This is a genomic window from Pseudomonas phenolilytica (assembly GCF_021432765.1).
In the GTDB taxonomy this organism is placed as follows: domain Bacteria; phylum Pseudomonadota; class Gammaproteobacteria; order Pseudomonadales; family Pseudomonadaceae; genus Stutzerimonas; species Stutzerimonas phenolilytica.
Genome location: NZ_CP058908.1, coordinates 2746787 through 2766761 on the forward strand (window position 1 = coordinate 2746787; position 19975 = coordinate 2766761).

Here is a 19975-nt window from a genome sequence, read left to right on the forward strand (position 1 = left end):
GTCTCGTCGTGGTTACGCCAGGTGGCGGGGATCGGTGATGCGCGGCGTCATCAGGCTGGCCGCCGGTCGTTCGAGCGGGGTGAGCACGTGGGCAATCGCCAGGCCGAGGAACAGGCTGGCGATGGGCACTTCCAGCACGTCGGTGGCCCAGGCCACCAGGCAGATGCAGAACACTACGCCCAGCAGGCCGCTGCGCACGCGCGGGCCGCGCTCGTGCAGGCGCAGCAGCAGCGGCAGGGCCAGCAGGTACAGCGCGACGCCGCTCAGGCCGAGCATTCCCCACAGGTACAGCGCGGTGTTGTCGGCGATGGCCAGCAACTCCAGGCCCGGAATGGGAAACGCCGTGCCGCTGCTGCCCACCGCCCCGAAGCCCGCGCCCCACCAGATCGAGGCCTGACTCGTCACGTTGTCGATGAAGTTCGGCCAGCTGTTGACCAGGCGATCGGCGAACGAGGCCAGCAGGCTGTTGCTGACCGCGGCAATGGGGTCGACGCGCAACAGCAGGCTGGCGATCGGCAGCGCCGCGCCACCCAGCACCGCGAGAAAAAACGCCGTGGCGCTGGCGAAGCGGTACGCGGCGAAGGTCAGCATGAGCAGGGTGACCACATACGCCGCCACGCTCGACTTGTTGGTGGTCAGCACGATGCCGGCCAGCGACACGCCGTAGAGCAGCACGCGCAGCAGCCGCGAGCGGATGAAGGCAGCGAGAACCAGGCTGTACACGGCAATCATGACCGACAGGCTGGTGGACATCCGCGCGAAGCCGCCGATGCGGTCGATATCGTCCATTGCCCAGGAGCGATTGCCGCTCAGTTCGACGTCGCCGAGCATGTAGCTGTAGCCCTTCCACGGCACGCTGATGAGCATGTCCAGCGCGATGCCGACGAACGAGGCGAGCAGGCAGAAGCCGATCACCCGGATCAGCAGCGCCAGCTTGCCTTCCAGATACCGGCCGCAGATCACGCCGAACAGCAGCGGGATGTAGATGAACAGCGCGAAGCCGATGTTGGCCAGCTCCGCGCCGTTGAGCAGCGCCAGCCAGGCCGAGGTCACCAGCGCCAGCAGCACCAGCCAGAACAGCGGCTGCCCGCGGTAGCCGAGCAACTCCAGGCCGAGCGCGGCCAGGCACGCCATCTTCGGCAGGTAGAGCAGCCAGGACACTCCGGCCAGCGCGCTGTAGTAGCGCAGCGCGCCGGAGAAGGTCTCGGTCAGCAGCAGTGCGGCGGCGATCAGCGTCAGCAGCGTCGGCTTATCGATCTCGAGCGGATGCGACGCTGGGCGTCGGGCAGTGATCAGCAGGCTCTGGTTCATGGCGAATGCTCTTTCCCTGAAGCGTTTTACGCAGGATGGACTGGTACTCATCCAACATGCGTTCCCTATCCAGCAGCGGTTCGACGCTGGCGCGCGCCTGCCGGCCCAGGCGCTCGCGCAGGTCGGCGTCGAGGTACAGCCAGAGCATGGCGATGGCCAGCGAATGCGGTTCGTGCGGCGAGCAGAGCAGGCCGTTGAGGTTGTCCTGGATGATTTCCGGCAGGCCGCCGCGCTGGGTGGCGATCACCGGCACGTGGTTGGCGCAGGCCTCCACGGCGACCAGTCCGAAGGGCTCATCCCACAGCGATGGCACCACCAGCACATCTATCTCGCGCATGAAGTCGTCGGCTTTGCGATAGCCGTGGAAGGTGACCTTGCTTGGGTCGGCCTGGGCCTTGAGCCGTGCTTCGTAATCCAGCTTGCCGCGCCCGGCGATCTCCAGCCGCGCATCGATGGCCAGCGCCTGGAATTGCTCGATCAGCCAGGCGACGCCCTTGTTCTCCGACAGGGTGCCGATGTAGCCGAAACGCAGCGGCTGATTCGCCGGGCGCGCCGCCGGCGCGTGCTGCTCGGCATTGGCTTCGCTGCGGTTGTGCACCACATAGCGGCTGGCGTGGGGGAAGTAACCGTGGCTGGCGACCCGTTCCAGCACGAAGCGGCTGACCCCGATCACCGCCGCCACCTGCGCCGAGGCGCCGGCGTGGCGGGTGCGCATGAACCGGCATTGGCCGCATTGCTGCGTGCAGACCTTGCCGTGGTTGAACATGGTGTCCTTGGGGCACAGCAGATAGAGGTCATGCAGCACCTGAACGATCGGCACGCCGGCAGCGCTGATCTCGTCCCAGGCGGAGATCGACCAGCCGGTGAGATTGTTGCTGACCACGATGTCCGGCCGCTCCAGCGCCAGCACGGCGCGTACGTAGCGGCGCATGCGCTGGTTGTAGCGGTCGAGCAGGTGCCAGCCCATGCGCGCGAGGCGGCCGGGACGCTGCTGGGTGTAGTGCCAGTAGAGGTTGTGCAGACCCGCACGGTAGACCCGCACGTTCTGCTGCACCTGCTGCTGCAGGCCGGCATCCGGTCCGGTTGCCAGCACGGCCACGTCGCAACCGCGCCGTTGCAGACCTTCGGCCAGCTGGCGCAGCACCACTTCGGCGCCGCCGCCGATGTGTGGCGGATAGAAGGCGTTGAGAAAAAGGATCTTCATCGGTTCGAGACTCGCTGATGCCGGACAATCCGGCCGTTCATGCAAAGCACTGCAGGTAGTGGTTCGGCACCGTGATCTTTTGCTGCCGGTGCAGCAGGTTGAGCAGGATGATCGAGCGCTGCTCGCCGTCGCTGGCGACGAAGATCGCCTCCAGCTCGCGCAGCCCCCCGCCGCTGATCTGCACCCGCTCGCCAGGGCTGAACGGCGCCGCGACCATCGCCGGCACGGCAAGGCGCTGGCGCAACTGCTCGATCAGCTCGTCCTGCACCGGAATCGGCTGGCCGCCGAAGCTGACGACCCGGCTGACGCCGCGTGTGGAGCGGATCGGGTACCAGTTGTCCTTGGCGGGGTCGAGGCGAATGAACAGGTAGCCGGGGAACAGCGGCTCGGCGTGGCGCGCCGGCTGCTTGCCGCTGGTGGTGTTGCGCAGCGGGCGGTAGCACTCGTAGTGCTGACGCAGCAGGTGTTCTTCGGCGCGCGATTCCTGGCGTGGCTTGGTCTGGATGAGATACCAGCGCGGTGTGTGGAGCAGTGTCATGTGAGGTCCTTCCCGGTGTGGATCGGCCAGCCTGGCCGGAATGAGGGTCATGCCAGGTGCAGCGTTGGCCTCGTCTCGCGGCCTTCGATCACGCCGAAGCGGTTGAGCATGTCCTTGAGCGTTTCGCGGTCGTTGAACATCAGCACATCGATGATCGACAGCGACGGCACGAAGGGATGGTTCAACTGCGGATAGCTCAGGTCGTCGTCCATACGCAGGAAGCGCAACAGCAGGCCTTCGGCGCGGAAGCGGGCAGGGCAGTACAGGTCGATGCCACCGATGGGGTTGAGGTACAGCTCGCCGTCCATGCGCCGGGCGATCTGGATGACGCGGTCCTGCTTGTCCATCACCGGCGGCAGGCACAGGTCCGAGCCGCGGAAAATCGGCGTGGTGATGCCCATGTACTGACACAGGCGGCGCAGCGAGTGCTCGGTGAACAGCGCCAGGTTGCGCTCGGGGTATTCGAGAATCTCGCGCAGCAGCGGCATCACCTGGTCGCGCTGCGGTGCCTTGGCGTAGGCGTGCTCGATCTTGCGCAGCAGGGTCTGGGCCTGCTGGTCGAAATCGTCGCTGAGCCAGCGCTGGTTGATGCGGTCGTACTGGTGGCCCTTCTTCAGGGGAAAGGTGATCAGCTTCGGCTGGCCGTCACCCAGAATCCGGTTGCGATTCATCCATGAGCCCTTTTCGTATTGCAGGTCGTCGCCCAGTACGAATACGTCACTGACGTTGATCAGTTGAAAGTAGCCCAGGTACGGAAACAGGTACGGTTGCATCATGGCGATGGTGCGGAACACGGCGCTTCTCCTTGTGCGTTGTCAGGCTTTCTGGGGATAGCTGTAGTAACCGTAGGCGCCGGTGTCGTACGCCGAATTGGAGGCACGGCGGCGAATGCCGTTGAGGATCGCGCCCTTGAGCAGCACGCCGTTGTGCATCAGGCGGCGCTTGGCAGCCTCGATCTGTGCGGCGCTGCTGACGCCGAAGCGCGCCACCAGCAGGCTGGTGCCGGCCTGCTGGGCGACCAGCACGGCATCGGTCACGGCCAGCACCGGCGGGGTGTCGACGATGACGAAGTCATAGTGCTGCTCGGCTTCCTTAAGCAGCCGGGCAAAGTTGTCGTGCATCAGCAGTTCGGACGGATTGGGCGCGTTGCAACCGCTGGCGATGAAATCCAGATTCTTCTGCGCGGTGCGCCGGGTCACCTCGTTCAGCGGCAGCCCGCCGGCGAGTGCGTCGGACAGACCGTGGCGCGGTGTGAGGCCCAGCACGCGATGCAGGTAACCGCGGCGCATGTCGGCGTCGATCAGCAGCACGCGCTGGCCGCTCTGGGCGATGACCGCCGCCAGGTTGCTGGAGACGAACGACTTGCCGACGCCCGGCGTCGGGCTGGTGATCATCAGCACCCGGTTGCGCGCCTCGAGGGTGGCGAACTTGAGGCTGGTACGCAGGCTACGCATGGACTCGACTGCCAGATCGGCCGGGTCGATGAGGCTGAGCAGCCGGGCCAGACCGTCGTTCGCCTTGTGTGCTTTTTGCAGTTGCTCCTGACGGCTGGAGAACGGCGTGGCGGCATACACCGGAATGCCGAGCTTCTCGATCACGTCGGGGCTTTCCACGCCGCGATAGAAGGCCTGGCGCAGCAGGATGACCAGCGCCGAGGCCAGCAGTCCGAGAAAGATGGCGATGCCGACGATCAGCGGGCGGATTGGCTTGGCCGGCTTCTCGGTGGTGGTGTAGGCATCGTCGATGATGCGCACGTTGCCGATGGTGCCGGCGCGCAGGACGTCCTGCTCCTGGGCCTGGTTCATCAGCAGCGTGTAGGTTTCGGTGGTGACTTCCATGTCACGCTTCAACCGCAGCAGCTCCTGCTGGGTTTCCGGCAACGCATCGACCTTCTTCAGCAGCTGCTCCTTCTGCGTCTGCAACTGGCCGATCTGTTTCATCAGCGTCTGGTAGATCGGGTGTTCGCGGGTGTACAGCCGGTTGTACTCGACGCGTTTGAGGTTGTGCTCGGAGAGCAGTTTTTCCAGCTCGACGATCTGCTCGAGCACCGATTCGGTCTCGATGCTGATGTCCACCGACTTGGCGCTGGTCTGGTAGGCATTGAGCGCAGCCTCCGCCTTTTCCAGCTCCTTGCGCACCAGCGGCAGCTGCGAACGCAGAAACTCCAGACGCTGCGCGGCCTCGGCCGAGCTGCGTTCGACGTTCTGGCGTACATAGAGGCGGCCGATTTCGTCGAGCACGGCGGTGGCCTGTTGCGCGTCGGCGTCTTCCAGCGACAGGTAGATGATCCCGGAGTCCTTGCCGGCTTCGCCGACCTTGAGTCGGTCCTGGTAATCCAGTGCGGTGGTCTGCGCGCGGCTGCGCACCAGCTCGAACTCGGTGCCGGGACGCGCCAGCAGTTCGCTGATCTGGACCTTGAAGCCACGGCTGACTACGGCCTGGCCCACTTCGCCGCGCAGCAGCAGGGTTTGTTCTTCATCCAGCAGCCGATAGCCACCGTCGTTCTCGGCGACGAGGGTGAGCTTTTCGCCCAGGTAGGCCGGCGGTACGTCGAGCTGGAACACCTCGATCTTCTCGCCGCCCCAGGCAAGGCTGGCGAGGCCGAACAGCGGGGCGGCCAGCGGACCGTCGACGGCCGGGTCGTGCTGCCGCGCGAGGTAGCCGCCCAGCAGCGGCAGCCGCATGGGCTTGGCGGTGATGTAGAGCTTGAGGTTTTCCACCGTCTTGCCCAGCACGGCGCGCGACTTGAGCAGGGAAATCTCGGTGACGGCCTGGGATACCGAATCCGGCCGGGGCACGACCTCCGGCACGCCGGTGATACCGGTCTTCTTCGGCTCGATCTGGATCATCGCGGTGGCTTCGTAGATCGGCGTGGCGACTACGGCGTAGGCGATGCCAAGGGCGGCGAACAGCCCGGTAATGCTGGCGATCAGTCCCTTGTGGTCGTAGGCGGTACGCAGAATACCGGCCAGATCGATACGGCTGTCCGTGTCGTATTCCAGCGAGGAGCGGGTCAGTGCAGTCATTGGGGATCCATCCTGATGGTGCAGTGAAACAGGGTTTTGTGACTCAGCCTTTGGCCGGTCGCGGGGCCAAGCGCCGCAACAGGTTGAGTGCGAGGTTCTGGGCAACACCACAAAGCGCCTGCAGCTTGCTCAGCGGCGAGAGAAGCGCGAGGCACTCGCTGGCGACCTGGCCGAGGAAGTACTCGTACAGCTCGCGCTTGCCGATGCGCTGGTAGTAGCGCGCCAGGCAGTAATGGGCGTGCAGGGTCATCTGGATGCGCTGCCGGCTGGGGCGCATGGAGAAGATGCCGCCTTCGTGAACGCGGTAGGCCGCCGGCTTGATCTCGGCGATGAACTTGCCTTTGCCGTGAGCACCGAGCAGCGACCACCAGCAGATGTCCAGCACTTCCACGCCAAGCAGCTCGGGCGGCAACTCCTGCAGCAGGTTGCGAAAGCACACGGTCAGCGTGGAGAACGGTCGGCCCTCCATCAGCTCGCGCGCGCTGGCGTCCTGGCGCAACTTGCCGGTGAACTGCGGGCTGCGGATGACGCCCTGGGTGTTGAACATGAAAGCGTCGTGGTAGGTCAGCACGAAGTCGCGGTGGCGTTCGAGGAAATCCACCTGGATCTGCAGCTTGCGCGGATCGGTCCAGTAGTCGTCGCCCTCGCAGTAGGCGATGTAGCGACCCGCCGCACGGGCGAACAGCCGCGTGCTGAACGGTACGCCGAGGCTGAACTGGTTCTGCTGCTGGTAGATCGGCTTGACGATGCCCGGGTAGCGCGCGGCGTACTCGGCGATGATCGCGGCGGTCGCATCGGTGGAGGCGTCGTCATGCACGATCACTTCAAAAGGGAAATCCGTTTCTTGCTGGAGAAAACTCTCCAGGGTCTTCCTGATAAAGGGAGCGTGGTTGTAGGTCAGGCAGATGATGCTCAGCGTCGGCTCGGTGCGGCCTTGCCAGCGCGACCTGATGGCGTATTCGCTCTTCAATTCCATGTCACAGGCTCGGTTTGGTGATCAACACGTAGAGTTTGAGAACCAGCGGCCGGGAGCTGGCGGCGACCAGGACCAGGCAGATCAGGCCGCTGCTGGCCAGCCCCAGCAGGATGTCGATGCGCTCGTCGCTGGCGATGGCGTCGAACAGCGGCTCTCCGACCAGCAGGCCGAGAACGGTCATGGCGGTGATACGAACCAGGTCTTTCAGCCAGATGCCGTGCAGACCCGGAACGAAGCGCCGGTGTACCAGCGGCGGCCAGATGACGAAGGTGATCAAGCGCAGGCCGAACCACGCCAGCGCCGCGCCGAGCGCGCCATGCTGCAGCACGGCCCAGACCACCAGCGGAATGCTGATTGCCGTGGATACGACGCTGAACCAGATGTGCAGGCGCAGCTCGCCGAAGGCGTACTGCAGGTAGAACTGGAAGGCACCTACCGCCAGGATCGCGCTGCCCAGCACGTACCAGGCGAGGATCGGCTCGCTCCATGCAGCGGCCTGCGCATCGCCGGTCCAGGCGAAGATCAGCTCCCGCGAGTGGAAGGCAATCACCGCCGCCATCGGGAACAGCACACTGCAGACGAAGCGGCTGGCGTTGAGGTACAGCGCGCGCATGTCGGCGATCCGCCCTTCGGCGGTGAGCATGGTCATGCGCGGCAGCAGTGTCTGCACCAGCGGGTTGGTCAGGGTGAGCAGCCCGGTGGCAATCAGCGCGACCAGCGAGTAGTAGCCGTATTCCTTGAGCAGCAGCACCTTGGAGAGCAGCACCTTGTCCAGCTGCGTGAGGACGATCCACAGCACCGAGGTGAGCGTCATCCCCGCGGCGAAGGGCAGTACCGGCCTGACCACCGACCAGTCGAAACCGGTGAACAGATGCGGGTTGGGCATCAGCGCGTAGGCGCGCGAGGCCATCAGCAGGGTTTCGATCAGCGCGACCGCGACCTGAAAGACGAAGAAGTCGCGCGGGTCCTGCGTCACGAAGGCGACCAGAAACAGCCCGCCGAAGTAGCGCAGGGTGGCGATCAGCATGTTCGCGCCGTTCAGCCAGCCATGCAGTTCCAGCCCTTGCAGGCCGCTCTTGTACAGCGTCGCGTATAGCCGCAGGCCGACCAGCACGCCCATCAGGCTGATGCACTGGGCGAGTGTGGCGCCGCTGAGTTCGTGGGCTTGCAGCCAGTGTTCGGCAATCAAGCCGCTGGCGGCGTGGATGCTGGCCCACGTCAGCAGAGCGATGGGGACGAAGATGATCTCGAACGAGCGCAGCAGGCGGCCCGGTTCGCTCAGCCGGGCAAAATCCGTGGCCTGCCCTCGGTAATGGGCGATCTGCCGCACCAGCGAGGGCGACAGGCCGGCATCGAGCAGTTGTAGCCAGGCCTGCAGTACCGCGAAGAAGCCGATCAGTCCATACGCTTCGGCGCCCAGGTGGCTGAGGTAGAACGGCAGGATGACGATACCGACCAGCAAGGCGTAAGCCTGGCCAAGGTAGTTCAGGCCGGTGTTGCGCAGTACCGAAAGCCGTTTCGGGTCAGGCATGGTGATAGGTGCGTCCATTCGAATCAGGAAATACGCTTGCAGGTGGCGCCGGTGAGCTGCGGCTGTACCAGGTCGAGAGCCCGGACCAGCGGGTTGAACAGCGCGCGGCTGGCCTGTTCGCTATGAATCGATTCATGAATCAGGGTATGAATGACGCGGCTCTGCACCTTGGGCGGTAAGCCTGGGTAGATCGGCAGGCAAAGCACGCGGCGACTGAGCGCGCGCGAGCGCGGCTGCGGTGCCTGCGGCTGCAGGTATTCCAAGGTGTCCAGCGAGGGGTAGAAATAGCGCCGCGGATTGATGCCGTTGTCGTTCAGCTGCTCACGGCTGCGCAGTAGCTGCAGTTCGTTCGCCAGCGCAACGGGAAAATAGCTGTAGTTGCGCTCGCTGCCCGGTTGTGGCGCCTGCAGGTCGAAGTAGCCACCCAGTTCGCGCTCGTAGCGTTGGCCGATCTGGGCACGCTGATCGAGGATGTCCTCGATGTCGTCGAGGATGCACAGCCCCATCGCCGCGGAGAATTCGTTGAGCTTGGCGTTGATGCCGATGCCCTGAATGATGTCGGTATCGACGATGCCGAAGTTGCACAGCAGGCGTATCCGCGCGGCCAGCGCATCATCGTTGGTGACGATCGCACCGCCCTCAATGGTGTGAAACAGCTTGGTGGCATGAAAACTCAGGGTGCTGATGTCGCCCCAGTTGAACACCGACTGGCCGCCGTAACGCACGCCGAACGCATGGGCACCGTCGTACACAACCTTGAGGTTGTGGCGGTTCGCGATGCGCTGGATGTGTTCGACCGCGCAGGGATTGCCGAACACATGGGTGGCAACGATGGCGCTGGTATCGGGGGCGATGCACGCTTCGATCCGCTCGGGATCGATGTTCCAGGTGGCTTCGTCGATGTCGGCAAAGATCGGCCGGATGCCTTCCCACTGCAGGGAGCTGGTCGTGGCCACGAAGCTGAACGGCGTGGTGATCGCGCTGCCGGTGAGCCCCAGAGCCCGGTAGGCGATCTGCAGGGCGATGGTGCCGTTGTTGGTGAGAATGATGTTCCTCACACCCAGGTATTCCTGCAACCGCTGTTCCAGCGCCATCACCAACGGGCCCTGGTTGGTCAGCCAGCCCGTGTCGTAGATGCGGTCGACGTAGGCTATGAACTTGTCTTTGTTGCCCAGGTAAGACTTGGTCACGTTGATCATGTCGATTTCCTTATCGGGCCATGGGGCCCTTCTCCGGTTTCTGGCCGGCAAGGGGAGGGCAGTCAGACGGCGTGCTGGTCGCTTATCTGGCTGGCGCGACGTGCACGGTGCTGGTTGACCGTCAGGATCAGGCTGGTCAGCAGGCTGCCGGCATGCGGATCGCCGTAGTGGAAGATCGCCGTGGCACGGCGATAGGCCGGGTTGCAGGGCTCATTGGCGTGCAGTGAGCGATAGCCCCAGAACAGATAGAGGTTGCCGGGCACCAGACGCAGACGCTGCGGCCGAAGCAAATGCAGCCGTATGCCGAGGCTGATCAGCTTGCGTGTGAAGGCGTTCTGCACCAGCGCCTTCTCCAGCACATTGAGCAGCACACTGGGGCGAACACGGCGCCGATTGGCGAATAGCAACAGATCGCCGCGCTCGTTCGGCTTGCCCTGCTGGGGGATTTCGATAGGGAGCAGGGCGGTCACCAGACTGGCATCGAAGTGAAAGCAGTTGGACTCGCGCCGTCCGCTGCCTCCCTGAACGCAACGCAATACGGGAAATATTTCGGAACTCGGTGCGCTGTTACCGGCCGCCTGTCGATAAACATCGGCGAGCATGTTCTGGAAATCAGGCGAGGCCTTCAGCGCAGCGAGCGGACTTCCGGCCAGCGCAGTGTCGCCGTGATACGCAAAGTAATTGCCATCATGCCGCTCGGCCTCGATGGAAAGCTGCTCGCGAAGTTCTTCAAGCTGCGATCTGCTGAGGAAATCGGGAATGCAGGCGTAACCGTCTTTGTTTATTGCGTTGGCAATAAGAGCGGTGGAACTATTGTCTAAGTTGCTAGTTTGGGCGCGCACAAGTTTCTCCCGCAGAAAAGAGGGAAATATGAAGATTGTCTTTACATGAACTTTTTTATCTGACGGTGAGTTTTCCGCCTTGAGCCAGGGCGATTCACATTACAGAGAGAAACGAGTGTGTCTTTCGCACTTTCGCCTAGCTGGCGTATATATGAGTTTGGCTCTTCTGGAGTCTGTGTGGCATCCGGCAATGCTACCGCCCACCGGCGTTTCAGACCGTTTCGCCGTTCAGTGCTCTTTACCGTCTTGACTCAGATTCCGCACTGCAAAGCCGTTAACTGCCCAATAACTTTTATTTGGGCAAAGCTACCGCACTTACCTCTCTTTGCGGTTCTTGAACTGACAATTTTTCGGCGCTTCGCTGGCGGTATAACTCAGCTGCTGAACTTGATCGCTCCCGATGATCTTAACTGCTCGCAGCGCACTACTCCGTTCGGCAATAGATATCCGTCAAACTGTGATCGAAGTCAAGCTCGCGGAGACGTTTTTTTGTTGCTTGGCGAAGCCAGCTGAGTCGGCTCGTATAACCTGCTGAAAGGCAAAGAAAATTTATTTTGACGGTTCCTGCAAGAATCAATCCTTGGGTGGATTGCAATTGTCTTGTCTATATTTCAATTGTTGCTAATAGTTGAGTGCTTTACTAAGCGAACGCCTATGGAAATAAGCGCTCTTTTTTAAATGCTATCTGGAATAAGTGTTTGAGAAATGAGAGTTGCTTTCATTTCGTGCGATAAGCCGCCGCAGAGGCCGGCAGGCGGGGGCGAGGAGGGATAACGGCTCGTGCCTAAGACGCTTCACACAATGAGCGCAGAAACGAAAAAGGCCACTCGATGAGTGGCCTTTTTGAATTGGTTGCGGGAGCCGGATTTGAACCGACGACCTTCGGGTTATGAGCCCGACGAGCTACCAGACTGCTCCATCCCGCGCCGTGAATTCTACGCATTGAGCGTCGGCTGTCAAGCTATTTCTTGAAAAATTAGCTTTTTTATCAGCGAGTTAGCTTCGCAGCGCGCTGTACAGATAAACAAAAAAGGCCACTCGATGAGTGGCCTTTTGAATTGGTTGCGGGAGCCGGATTTGAACCGACGACCTTCGGGTTATGAGCCCGACGAGCTACCAGACTGCTCCATCCCGCGGCGCGAATTCTACAGGTTCTGTCGTGATTGTCACGACCTGATTAGAAAATTTTTCTGAGCGGCATCGGCAGGCTGAATATCTTCGCCGCCGAGCGATTGCGGTGGTGTACGCGTGGACGATGGTGGCGACGGGCGATCCGCATCATGCCCCAGAGCAGCGCCAGTGCGACCAGGAACCAGCCGAAGAGCATCAACATAAGGGTGAAGGCGGGCGTCATCATGTAGCGCATCCTGTGCTGTGAGTCTCGTCCTTTGGCTATGCAGTGGACCTTGTGTGCCCGAAGCGGTTCCAGACCGGCCGGAACGCCTGTGAGTGACGTACGGCCTAAACTGCAGGGGAATAAAGGAGGAGACAGCCATGCGTGTTCATCTTCTGCTTGCGTTCGGGGTTGTGTGGTGGGCGAGCGCTGCAACCGCGCAATCGGACGGCGTGTCGCCAGAGCGTGCAACTACCGACGACGGCGCGCGAGAAACCGAAACCGTCGTGAAGGGATGGTCGGAAGCGGACAAGGCCCCGGATGAGGCGTCGAAACGCTTGGCGGTACCGCTTGAGCGCAATGCCGGCGAACCCGGTCATGGGGGCAATGAGACCGATATGGTCCACCACCGACGAGAGCTGCGAGACAAGTTCGACGATTGATCGGGTGCGTTGCCTCGAGGACGCCAGGAACAGGCTTCGCTCGGCATTCATCGGTGCGGCCGATCTCCGTACAATGCCGTCCCTTTTTCACGAGACGTCGCAACATGCAGATCGCTCTTGCACCGATGGAAGGACTGGTCGATGAGATCCTGCGCGATGTTTTGACCCGGGCGGGTGGCGTCGACTGGTGCGTGACCGAGTTCATTCGCGTCTCGGACCGCCTTCTGCCGCAGAGCAGCTTCCGCAAACTAGCACCGGAGCTGACCGAGGGTGCGGTGACGCGTGCCGGTACGCCAGTGCGGGTGCAGCTGCTGGGCTCCGATCCGGCCTGCCTGGCGGACAATGCCGCCTATGCCTGCACGCTGGGAGCGCCGGCCATTGACCTGAACTTCGGCTGCCCGGCGCGAACGGTCAACAAATCGCGCGGCGGCGCCGTGCTGCTCAAGGAACCAGAGCTGCTGCACGCCATTGTCTGCGAGGTGCGCCGCAGCGTTCCGGCGCATATTCCGGTGACCGCGAAGATGCGCCTGGGCTTCGACAGTCCGGATGGCGCCCTCGATTGCGCGCGTGCATTGACTGCTGGCGGCGCGCAGCAGTTGGTGGTGCATGCGCGCACCAAGCTGGACGGCTATAAGCCCCCGGCGCATTGGGAATGGGTAGCTAGGGTGCGTGATGTGGTGGATGTGCCGGTGTACGCCAATGGCGAGATCTGGTCGGTGGCTGACTGGCGCCGCTGCCGCGAGGTCAGTGGCGTCGAGGATGTGATGCTCGGGCGCGGGCTAGTTTCGCGTCCCGATCTGGCCCGTCAGATCGCGGCGGCGAGGCAGGGGCAGGCGCTGGCTGAGATGAGCTGGGACGCCTTCAAGCCCATGCTGGCCGATTTCTGGCGCCAGGCCCGTGGCAAGATCGCACCGCGCTACGCGCCTGGCCGACTCAAGCAATGGCTTGCATTGCTGACGCGCAATTATCCGCAGGCGTCGACATTGTTCGCCGAGCTTCGTCGGGAGAACGACTGCGAGCGGATCGATGCCTTGCTCGGCGTGGATACCCAGGCCATCCGCCAACGAGCGCTGGCGTAGCGGGCTCAGCGTCCGCCACTGACATCCAGCAACGCGCCGCTGGTATAGCTGGCGCCGTCACCGGCAAGCCAGAGAATGGCCTCGGCGACCTCACGTGCGTCGCCTCCGCGTCCGAGCGGTACGCTTGTCCTGACCCGCTCGATCCGGTCCGGCTCGCCACCGCTGGCGTGGATTTCGGTATGGATCACGCCGGGACGCACCGCGTTGACGCGAATACCTTCGCCGCCCACTTCCTTGGCCAGTCCCAGCGTCATGCTGTCGATGGCGCCCTTGGCTGCCGCATAGTCGATGTACTCGCCGGGGGCGCCGAGGCGTGCGGCCGCCGAGGAAAGATTAATGATCGCGCCGCCATGCCCGCCGTGGCGGGTCGACATCCGTTTGATCGCCTCGCGGGCGCAGAGAAAGCTGCCGATCACATTGGTGCCAAGCACGCGGCTCCAGCGTGCCGCATCCATTTGCTCCAGGCGCATCTGTCGCTCCAGCATGCCGGCGTTGTTGACCAGTACGTCGAGGCGGCCGAATTCCCTGTCAAGCGCGGTGAACAGGTCGAGCACTTCATCTTCGCGGGAGACATCGGCCTGTACCGCGATGGCTTGTACGCCGAGCCGCTGGGCCTCGTGCAATACCTGGCGCGCGGCATCTTCCCGATGGTGATAATTCAGGCACAGGGCATAGCCCTGTTCTGCCGCCAGTTGCGCGGTGGCGGCGCCGATGCCACGGCTGGCGCCGGTGATCAGCATGACCTTGGACATGACGGGCCTCTTTATTGATCGTTTGCCTTGCGTCCGGCGGTAACCGCCACGCTATCGAGCAGGGCCATGAATGCCCTTGCGGCATTGGATAGCGTTCGCTCGGTGTGCCGGATATAGCCTAGCTGGCGCGTCAACTGAATGCCTGGTAGATCCAGGCGCACCACCTGCTCGTCGAGCATGCTGCGAGGCAGAACGCTCCAGGCGATGCCGATGGAAACCATCATCTTGATCGTTTCCATATAGTTGGTACTCATGGTGATGTTGGGCGTCAGTCCTTCGCGTTCGAACAGGCGGTGCGCGATGTGATGAGTGAAGGTGTTGCCGCCGGGAAATACCGCGGGATGGCTGGAGATATCCGCCAGTGTGATCGTGGGCCGGCGTGCCAGCGGATGTTCGGGCGCGACGACGAAGTCGAGCGGGTCGTCCCAAACCTTCACTGCCTTCACCGGCTCGGCCGTCTGCGGCGCCAGGGTGATGACCGCCAGTTCGGCACGCCCATGCAGGACCTCGTCGTAGGCGATCTCCGAATCGAGAAAGCGAATGTCCAGGTTCACCTGCGGGTGGGCCCGGGTGAACGCGCGCAGCAGCGGCGGCAGGCGATGGAGGCCGATGTGATGGCTGGTGGCGAGTGACAGCCGCCCGCCGATGTCGCCGTTGAGATTGGTCAGGGCGCGGCGGGTGTCCTCCAGAACGTTGAGAATCTGGTAAGCACGTGGCTGCAACGCGCGGCCGGCCTCGGTAAGCCCGATCTCGCGGCCCAGCCGATCGAACAGGCGCACATCGAGTTGCCCTTCCAGTGCGGCGATCCGCTTGCTGACGGCCGGTTGCGTCAGATGCAGGCGCTCGGCAGCCAGGGAGAAGCTGCCGGTTTCGGCGACTGCAATAAAGGCATTGAGGTTGGCAAGGTCCATGGGGCTTCTGAATCGTTGAGTGGTGCCACGAGCGGGGCAGTTGGGTGCTAACCAGCGGCCTGTGCGATTCCTGTAGGGAATGCTTTGGATAAAAAATATGAATTTGAGTAATTCAAATCAAGCCCCTAGGATCGCCCCATAAGCGCAAGGGCTATTCGCCCCGCATAGAAAGCAGATGAGGAAAACTCCGATGGCCGGCAAAACGCTCTACGACAAGCTTTGGGAGATGCACGAGGTGAAGCGGCGCGACGATGGTTCGTCGCTGATCTATATCGATCGTCACATCCTGCACGAAGTGACTTCGCCTCAGGCCTTTGAAGGGCTGCGCCTTGCCGGCCGCAAGCCGTGGCGCATCGACGCCAATATCGCGACGCCGGACCATAACGTGCCGACGACCAAGGGTGAGCGCCAGGGCGGCCTGGAAGCGATCGCCGACGAGGTCTCGCGCATTCAGGTGCAGACGCTGGACGAGAACTGCGACGACTTCGGCATCCTCGAATTCAAGATGAACGACGTACGTCAGGGCATCGTCCACGTCATCGGCCCGGAGCAGGGCGCCACTCTGCCAGGCATGACCGTGGTCTGCGGCGACTCGCATACCTCCACCCATGGCGCCTTCGGTGCCCTGGCGCACGGTATCGGCACTTCGGAAGTCGAGCACGTGCTGGCCACTCAGTGCCTGGTCGCCAAGAAGATGAAGAACATGCAGGTGCGCGTCGAAGGCAAACTGCCGTTTGGCGTCAGTGCCAAGGACATCGTGCTCGCGGTGATCGGCAAGATCGGTACCGCCGGTGGCAATGGTCATGCCCTGGAGTTTGCCGGCAGTGCCATTCGCGACCTGTCGATGGAGGGCCGCATGACCCTCTGCAACATGGCCATCGAGGCTGGCGCCCGTGTGGGGATGGTCGCCTGCGATGAGAAGACCGTCGCCTATGTAGAAGGGCGGCCCTATGCACCGAAGGGGGCGGATTGGGAAAAAGCGGTCGAAGTCTGGAAAGACTTGGTGTCCGATGAGGACGCGGTATTCGACACCATCGTCGAGTTGAAGGCAGAGGACATCAAGCCTCAGGTCAGCTGGGGCACCTCGCCGGAAATGGTGCTGGCGGTCGATCAGCGCGTGCCGGACCCGGCCGCCGAAACCGATCCGGTGAAGCGTGATTCCATCGTGCGGGCTCTGAAGTACATGGGCCTTAGCGCCAACCAGCCGATCACCGAAATCAAGCTCGATCGCGTGTTCATCGGTTCGTGCACCAATTCGCGCATCGAAGATCTGCGTGCTGCCGCCGAGGTAGCCAAGGGCCGCAAGGTCGCGGCGAACGTCAAGCAGGCGCTGGTGGTGCCGGGTTCCGGTCTGGTCAAGCAGCAGGCCGAGGTCGAGGGGCTGGACAAGATTTTCATCGAGGCCGGCTTCGAATGGCGTGAGCCGGGCTGCTCCATGTGTCTGGCGATGAACCCGGACAAGCTGGGCAGCGGCGAGCATTGCGCGTCGACCTCCAACCGCAACTTCGAAGGGCGTCAGGGTGCCGGTGGTCGTACTCATCTGGTGAGCCCGGCCATGGCCGCCGCCGCCGCGGTAACCGGTCGTTTCATCGATGTTCGCGAACTGATCCAGGCCTGAGGAGCAACAGCATGAAAGCCTTTACCCAACACACCGGCCTGGTCTGCCCGCTGGATCGCGCCAACGTCGATACCGACCAGATCATTCCCAAGCAATTCCTTAAGTCGATCAAGCGTACCGGCTTCGGTCCCAACTTGTTCGACGAGTGGCGCTATTTGGATGTCGGTCAGCCGAACCAGGACTGTTCCAACCGCCCGCTGAACAAGGAGTTCGTGCTGAACTTCCCGCGCTTCCAAGGCGCCAGTGTGTTGCTGGCGCGCGAGAACTTCGGCTGCGGCTCGTCCCGAGAGCATGCTCCGTGGGCGCTGGATGAGTACGGTTTTCGCGCCATCATCGCGCCGAGCTTCGCCGATATCTTCTTCAACAACAGTTTCAAGAACGGCCTGCTGCCGATCGTGCTGAAAGAAGAGGAGGTCGATGCGCTGTTCCAACAGGCCGAGGCCATCGAGGGCTATCAACTCACCGTCGATCTGCAGGCCCAAACCGTGACGCGCCCGGATGGCGTGCAGTATCGCTTCGAGATTGACGCCTTCCGCAAGCATTGCCTGCTCAACGGTCTGGACGATATTGGCCTGACCTTGCAGGACGCCGATGCGATTCGCGCGTTCGAGGAAAAGCACCGCACGAGTCAGCCTTGGCTGTTCGGCGCGATCAAATGATATGAAGCGGGGAGGTGGGTGATCTGTCATTCACCTCGTTTCGCAGGATTTCGGCGGATGAGGTAATCAACCGCCCCACGAAAAATCGAGGAAACAATGAGCAAGCAGATTCTGGTTCTTCCGGGTGACGGTATCGGTCCGGAAATCATGGCGGAAGCCGTCAAGGTACTGCAGCTGGCCAACGACAAGTTCCAGCTCGGCTTCGAGCTGAGTTACGACGAGCTGGGCGGCGCCGCGATCGACAAGTATGGCGTACCGCTGGCCGACGAAACCCTGGAGCGTGCCCGCAAGGCGGACGCTATCCTGCTGGGTGCCGTCGGTGGCCCGAAGTGGGACACCATCGATCCAGCCATTCGCCCCGAGCGCGGCCTGCTGAAGATCCGTTCGCAGCTGGGCCTGTTCGGCAACCTGCGCCCGGCGCTGCTATATCCGCAACTGGCCGATGCCTCGACCCTGAAGCCGGAGATCGTCGCGGGTCTGGACATCCTCATCGTGCGTGAGCTGACTGGCGGCATCTATTTCGGTCAGCCGCGCGAGAGCAAGGTGCTCGAGAATGGTGAGCGCATGGCCTACGACACCCTGCCGTACAGCGAAAGCGAGGTCCGCCGCATCGCCAAGGTTGGTTTCGATATGGCGATGTTGCGCAACAAGAAGCTCTGCTCGGTGGACAAGGCCAATGTACTGGCTTCTAGCCAGCTGTGGCGCGCGGTGGTCGAGGAGGTGGCCAAGGTTTACCCTGAGGTCGAGCTGTCGCACATGTACGTCGATAACGCCGCCATGCAACTGGTGCGCGCACCCAAGCAGTTCGACGTGATCGTTACCGACAACATGTTCGGCGACATCCTGTCCGACGAGGCTTCCATGCTCACCGGCTCCATCGGCATGCTGCCATCCGCCTCGCTGGATGCTAGCAACAAGGGCATGTACGAGCCCTGCCACGGCTCAGCGCCGGATATCGCCGGCAAGGGCATTGCCAACCCGTTGGCAACCATTCTCTCGGTTTCGATGATGCTGCGTTACAGCTTCAATCAGGTCACTGCGGCGGACGCCATCGAGCGGGCGGTCAGTGATGTGCTCGACCAGGGGCTGCGTACCGGCGATATCTGGTCTGAGGGCTGCACGAAGGTAGGTACTCAGGCAATGGGTGATGCGGTAGTCGCGGCGCTCGCGAAGTTGTAAGCTCTTCGCCCGCCTTTCTATATGTGCGGGCCACTTTTTCTATAGGTGTAGTTGCGATGAAACGTGTAGGTCTGATCGGTTGGCGCGGGATGGTCGGTTCCGTGCTCATGCAGCGGATGCTGGAAGAGCGGGATTTCGATCTGATCGAGCCGGTGTTCTTCACCACCTCGAACGTTGGCGGCCAGGGGCCGGCCATCGGCAAGGAAACCGCTCCGCTGAAGGATGCCTACAGTATCGATGAGCTGAAGGCGCTGGACGTGATCCTGACCTGCCAAGGCGGTGACTACACCAACGAGGTTTTCCCGAAGCTGCGCGAAGCAGGTTGGCAAGGCTACTGGATCGATGCCGCCTCGGCACTTCGTATGCAGGATGACGCCGTTATCGTGCTCGACCCGGTGAACCGCCGCGTGATCGACCAGCAGCTGGATGCCGGTACCAAGAACTACATCGGCGGTAACTGCACTGTCAGCCTGATGCTGATGGGCCTCGGTGGTTTGTTCGAGGCGGGGCTCGTGGAATGGATGAGCGCCATGACTTATCAGGCTGCATCCGGCGCTGGCGCTCAGAACATGCGCGAACTGATCAAGCAGATGGGAACCATCAACGCCGCCGTTGCCGAAGACCTTGCCAATCCGGCGAGCGCCATTCTGGATATCGACCGCAAGGTTGCCGAGAGTCAGCGAGGTGAAGCGTTCCCCGTCGATAACTTTGGTGTACCGCTGGCCGGCAGCCTGATTCCCTATATCGACAAGGAACTGCCCAACGGGCAGAGCCGTGAGGAGTGGAAGGCGCAGGCCGAGACCAATAAGATCCTTGGTCGATTCAAGAACCCGATTCCGGTTGACGGTATCTGCGTGCGCATCGGCGCTATGCGCTGCCACAGTCAGGCATTGACGATCAAGCTGAACAAGGATGTGCCGATTTCGGATGTCGAAGGGCTGATCAGTCAGCACAATCCGTGGGTCAAGCTGGTGCCGAATCATCGAGAGGCCAGCATGCAGGAGCTGAGCCCGGCGGCCGTCACTGGCACGTTGAGCGTACCGGTCGGACGGTTGCGTAAGCTCAACATGGGCTCACATTTCCTCGGGGCCTTCACCGTTGGTGATCAATTGCTATGGGGGGCTGCGGAGCCCCTGCGTCGGATGCTCCGCATACTTCTTGAGCGTTGAGGCACTTTTAAAAACCGCGGTCAGCCGCGGTTTTTTTTCGTCTGCATCCTGCAGGCTGAATGTAGGCAAGTGCCAAATATCAGGTGGGTTACTTCGTCGAACGGTGCGCGGTGAGCGTTGGGGCTGGTGGGCAGCGAGCCGGGGGCTTCGGCGTGAAGAGGCGCTACAGCGCGCAGAGGGGGCGGCCGGTCAAATTGTGGATTGA

18 protein-coding genes and 2 tRNA genes are annotated in these 19975 nt (G+C 62.5%); 6 read left to right on the plus strand and 14 right to left on the minus strand.

What is annotated here, in order from left to right; translation table 11 throughout:
* Positions 1 to 12: 12 nt before the first annotated feature.
* The 12 genes from HU825_RS13265 to HU825_RS13320 form a co-directional block, all read right to left on the minus strand.
* Complete coding sequence (locus HU825_RS13265) at positions 13 to 1311, minus strand: hypothetical protein (RefSeq protein ID WP_234302199.1); 1299 nt, start codon at positions 1309 to 1311, stop codon at positions 13 to 15.
* Positions 1250 to 2515 carry a glycosyltransferase family 4 protein gene (locus HU825_RS13270; protein ID WP_234302200.1) on the minus strand — a complete coding sequence of 422 codons (1266 nt, stop codon included), beginning with the start codon at positions 2513 to 2515 and terminating at the stop codon, positions 1250 to 1252. The genes HU825_RS13265 and HU825_RS13270 overlap by 62 nt, the downstream gene beginning before the upstream one ends.
* Positions 2516 to 2552: 37 nt before the next feature.
* Positions 2553 to 3053: a transcription/translation regulatory transformer protein RfaH gene (gene rfaH, locus HU825_RS13275; RefSeq protein ID WP_234302201.1), complete on the minus strand. Its 501-nt coding sequence runs from the start codon at positions 3051 to 3053 to the stop codon at positions 2553 to 2555.
* A 47-nt stretch (positions 3054 to 3100) separates the two neighbouring features.
* Complete coding sequence (locus HU825_RS13280) at positions 3101 to 3847, minus strand: WbqC family protein (RefSeq protein ID WP_234302202.1); 747 nt, start codon at positions 3845 to 3847, stop codon at positions 3101 to 3103.
* A 21-nt stretch (positions 3848 to 3868) separates the two neighbouring features.
* Positions 3869 to 6079, minus strand: coding sequence for a polysaccharide biosynthesis tyrosine autokinase (locus HU825_RS13285; RefSeq protein WP_234302203.1), 2211 nt, complete (start codon positions 6077 to 6079; stop codon positions 3869 to 3871).
* A 43-nt stretch (positions 6080 to 6122) separates the two neighbouring features.
* Complete coding sequence (locus HU825_RS13290; RefSeq protein WP_234302204.1) at positions 6123 to 7055, minus strand: glycosyltransferase family 2 protein; 933 nt, start codon at positions 7053 to 7055, stop codon at positions 6123 to 6125.
* Position 7056: 1 nt separating this feature from the next.
* Positions 7057 to 8586: a lipopolysaccharide biosynthesis protein gene (locus HU825_RS13295; protein WP_234302205.1), complete on the minus strand. Its 1530-nt coding sequence runs from the start codon at positions 8584 to 8586 to the stop codon at positions 7057 to 7059.
* A 23-nt stretch (positions 8587 to 8609) separates the two neighbouring features.
* A complete protein-coding gene (locus tag HU825_RS13300; RefSeq protein ID WP_054094899.1) occupies positions 8610 to 9785 on the minus strand; it encodes a DegT/DnrJ/EryC1/StrS family aminotransferase in 1176 nt (391 codons plus the stop codon).
* Positions 9786 to 9847: 62 nt separating this feature from the next.
* Complete coding sequence (locus HU825_RS13305; protein ID WP_234302206.1) at positions 9848 to 10627, minus strand: phytanoyl-CoA dioxygenase family protein; 780 nt, start codon at positions 10625 to 10627, stop codon at positions 9848 to 9850.
* A gap of 849 nt (positions 10628 to 11476) precedes the next feature.
* Positions 11477 to 11553: transfer RNA gene (locus tag HU825_RS13310), tRNA-Met, on the minus strand.
* 133 nt (positions 11554 to 11686) lie between these two features.
* Positions 11687 to 11763, minus strand: a tRNA-Met gene (locus HU825_RS13315).
* A gap of 41 nt (positions 11764 to 11804) precedes the next feature.
* Positions 11805 to 11984, minus strand: coding sequence for a hypothetical protein (locus HU825_RS13320; protein ID WP_138299780.1), 180 nt, complete (start codon positions 11982 to 11984; stop codon positions 11805 to 11807).
* 137 nt (positions 11985 to 12121) lie between these two features.
* Here HU825_RS13320 and HU825_RS13325 point away from each other — a divergent pair, with 137 nt between their 5' ends.
* Positions 12122 to 12403 (plus strand): hypothetical protein, encoded by a 282-nt coding sequence (locus HU825_RS13325; RefSeq protein ID WP_234302207.1) that lies wholly within the window; start codon positions 12122 to 12124, stop codon positions 12401 to 12403.
* 104 nt (positions 12404 to 12507) lie between these two features.
* Entirely contained in the window at positions 12508 to 13482 is a 975-nt protein-coding gene (locus tag HU825_RS13330; protein WP_054094906.1) for a tRNA dihydrouridine synthase, read from the plus strand.
* 5 nt (positions 13483 to 13487) lie between these two features.
* On the opposite strand, the gene HU825_RS13335 is transcribed toward HU825_RS13330, so the two are convergent.
* Positions 13488 to 14234: an SDR family oxidoreductase gene (locus HU825_RS13335; protein ID WP_234302208.1), complete on the minus strand. Its 747-nt coding sequence runs from the start codon at positions 14232 to 14234 to the stop codon at positions 13488 to 13490.
* Positions 14235 to 14245: 11 nt separating this feature from the next.
* Positions 14246 to 15145, minus strand: coding sequence for a LysR family transcriptional regulator (locus HU825_RS13340; protein WP_234302209.1), 900 nt, complete (start codon positions 15143 to 15145; stop codon positions 14246 to 14248).
* A gap of 190 nt (positions 15146 to 15335) precedes the next feature.
* On the opposite strand from HU825_RS13340, the gene leuC reads away from it, so the two are divergent.
* The 4 genes from leuC to asd all read left to right on the plus strand — a co-directional run bounded on the left by leuC (position 15336) and on the right by asd (position 19770).
* Positions 15336 to 16763 (plus strand): 3-isopropylmalate dehydratase large subunit, encoded by a 1428-nt coding sequence (gene leuC, locus HU825_RS13345; protein ID WP_234302210.1) that lies wholly within the window; start codon positions 15336 to 15338, stop codon positions 16761 to 16763.
* A gap of 11 nt (positions 16764 to 16774) precedes the next feature.
* Positions 16775 to 17422 carry a 3-isopropylmalate dehydratase small subunit gene (leuD, locus tag HU825_RS13350; protein ID WP_043298350.1) on the plus strand — a complete coding sequence of 216 codons (648 nt, stop codon included), beginning with the start codon at positions 16775 to 16777 and terminating at the stop codon, positions 17420 to 17422.
* 96 nt (positions 17423 to 17518) lie between these two features.
* Complete coding sequence (leuB, locus tag HU825_RS13355) at positions 17519 to 18601, plus strand: 3-isopropylmalate dehydrogenase (protein WP_234302211.1); 1083 nt, start codon at positions 17519 to 17521, stop codon at positions 18599 to 18601.
* Positions 18602 to 18657: 56 nt separating this feature from the next.
* A complete protein-coding gene (gene asd / locus HU825_RS13360; RefSeq protein ID WP_234302212.1) occupies positions 18658 to 19770 on the plus strand; it encodes an aspartate-semialdehyde dehydrogenase in 1113 nt (370 codons plus the stop codon).
* Positions 19771 to 19975: the final 205 nt, after the last annotated feature.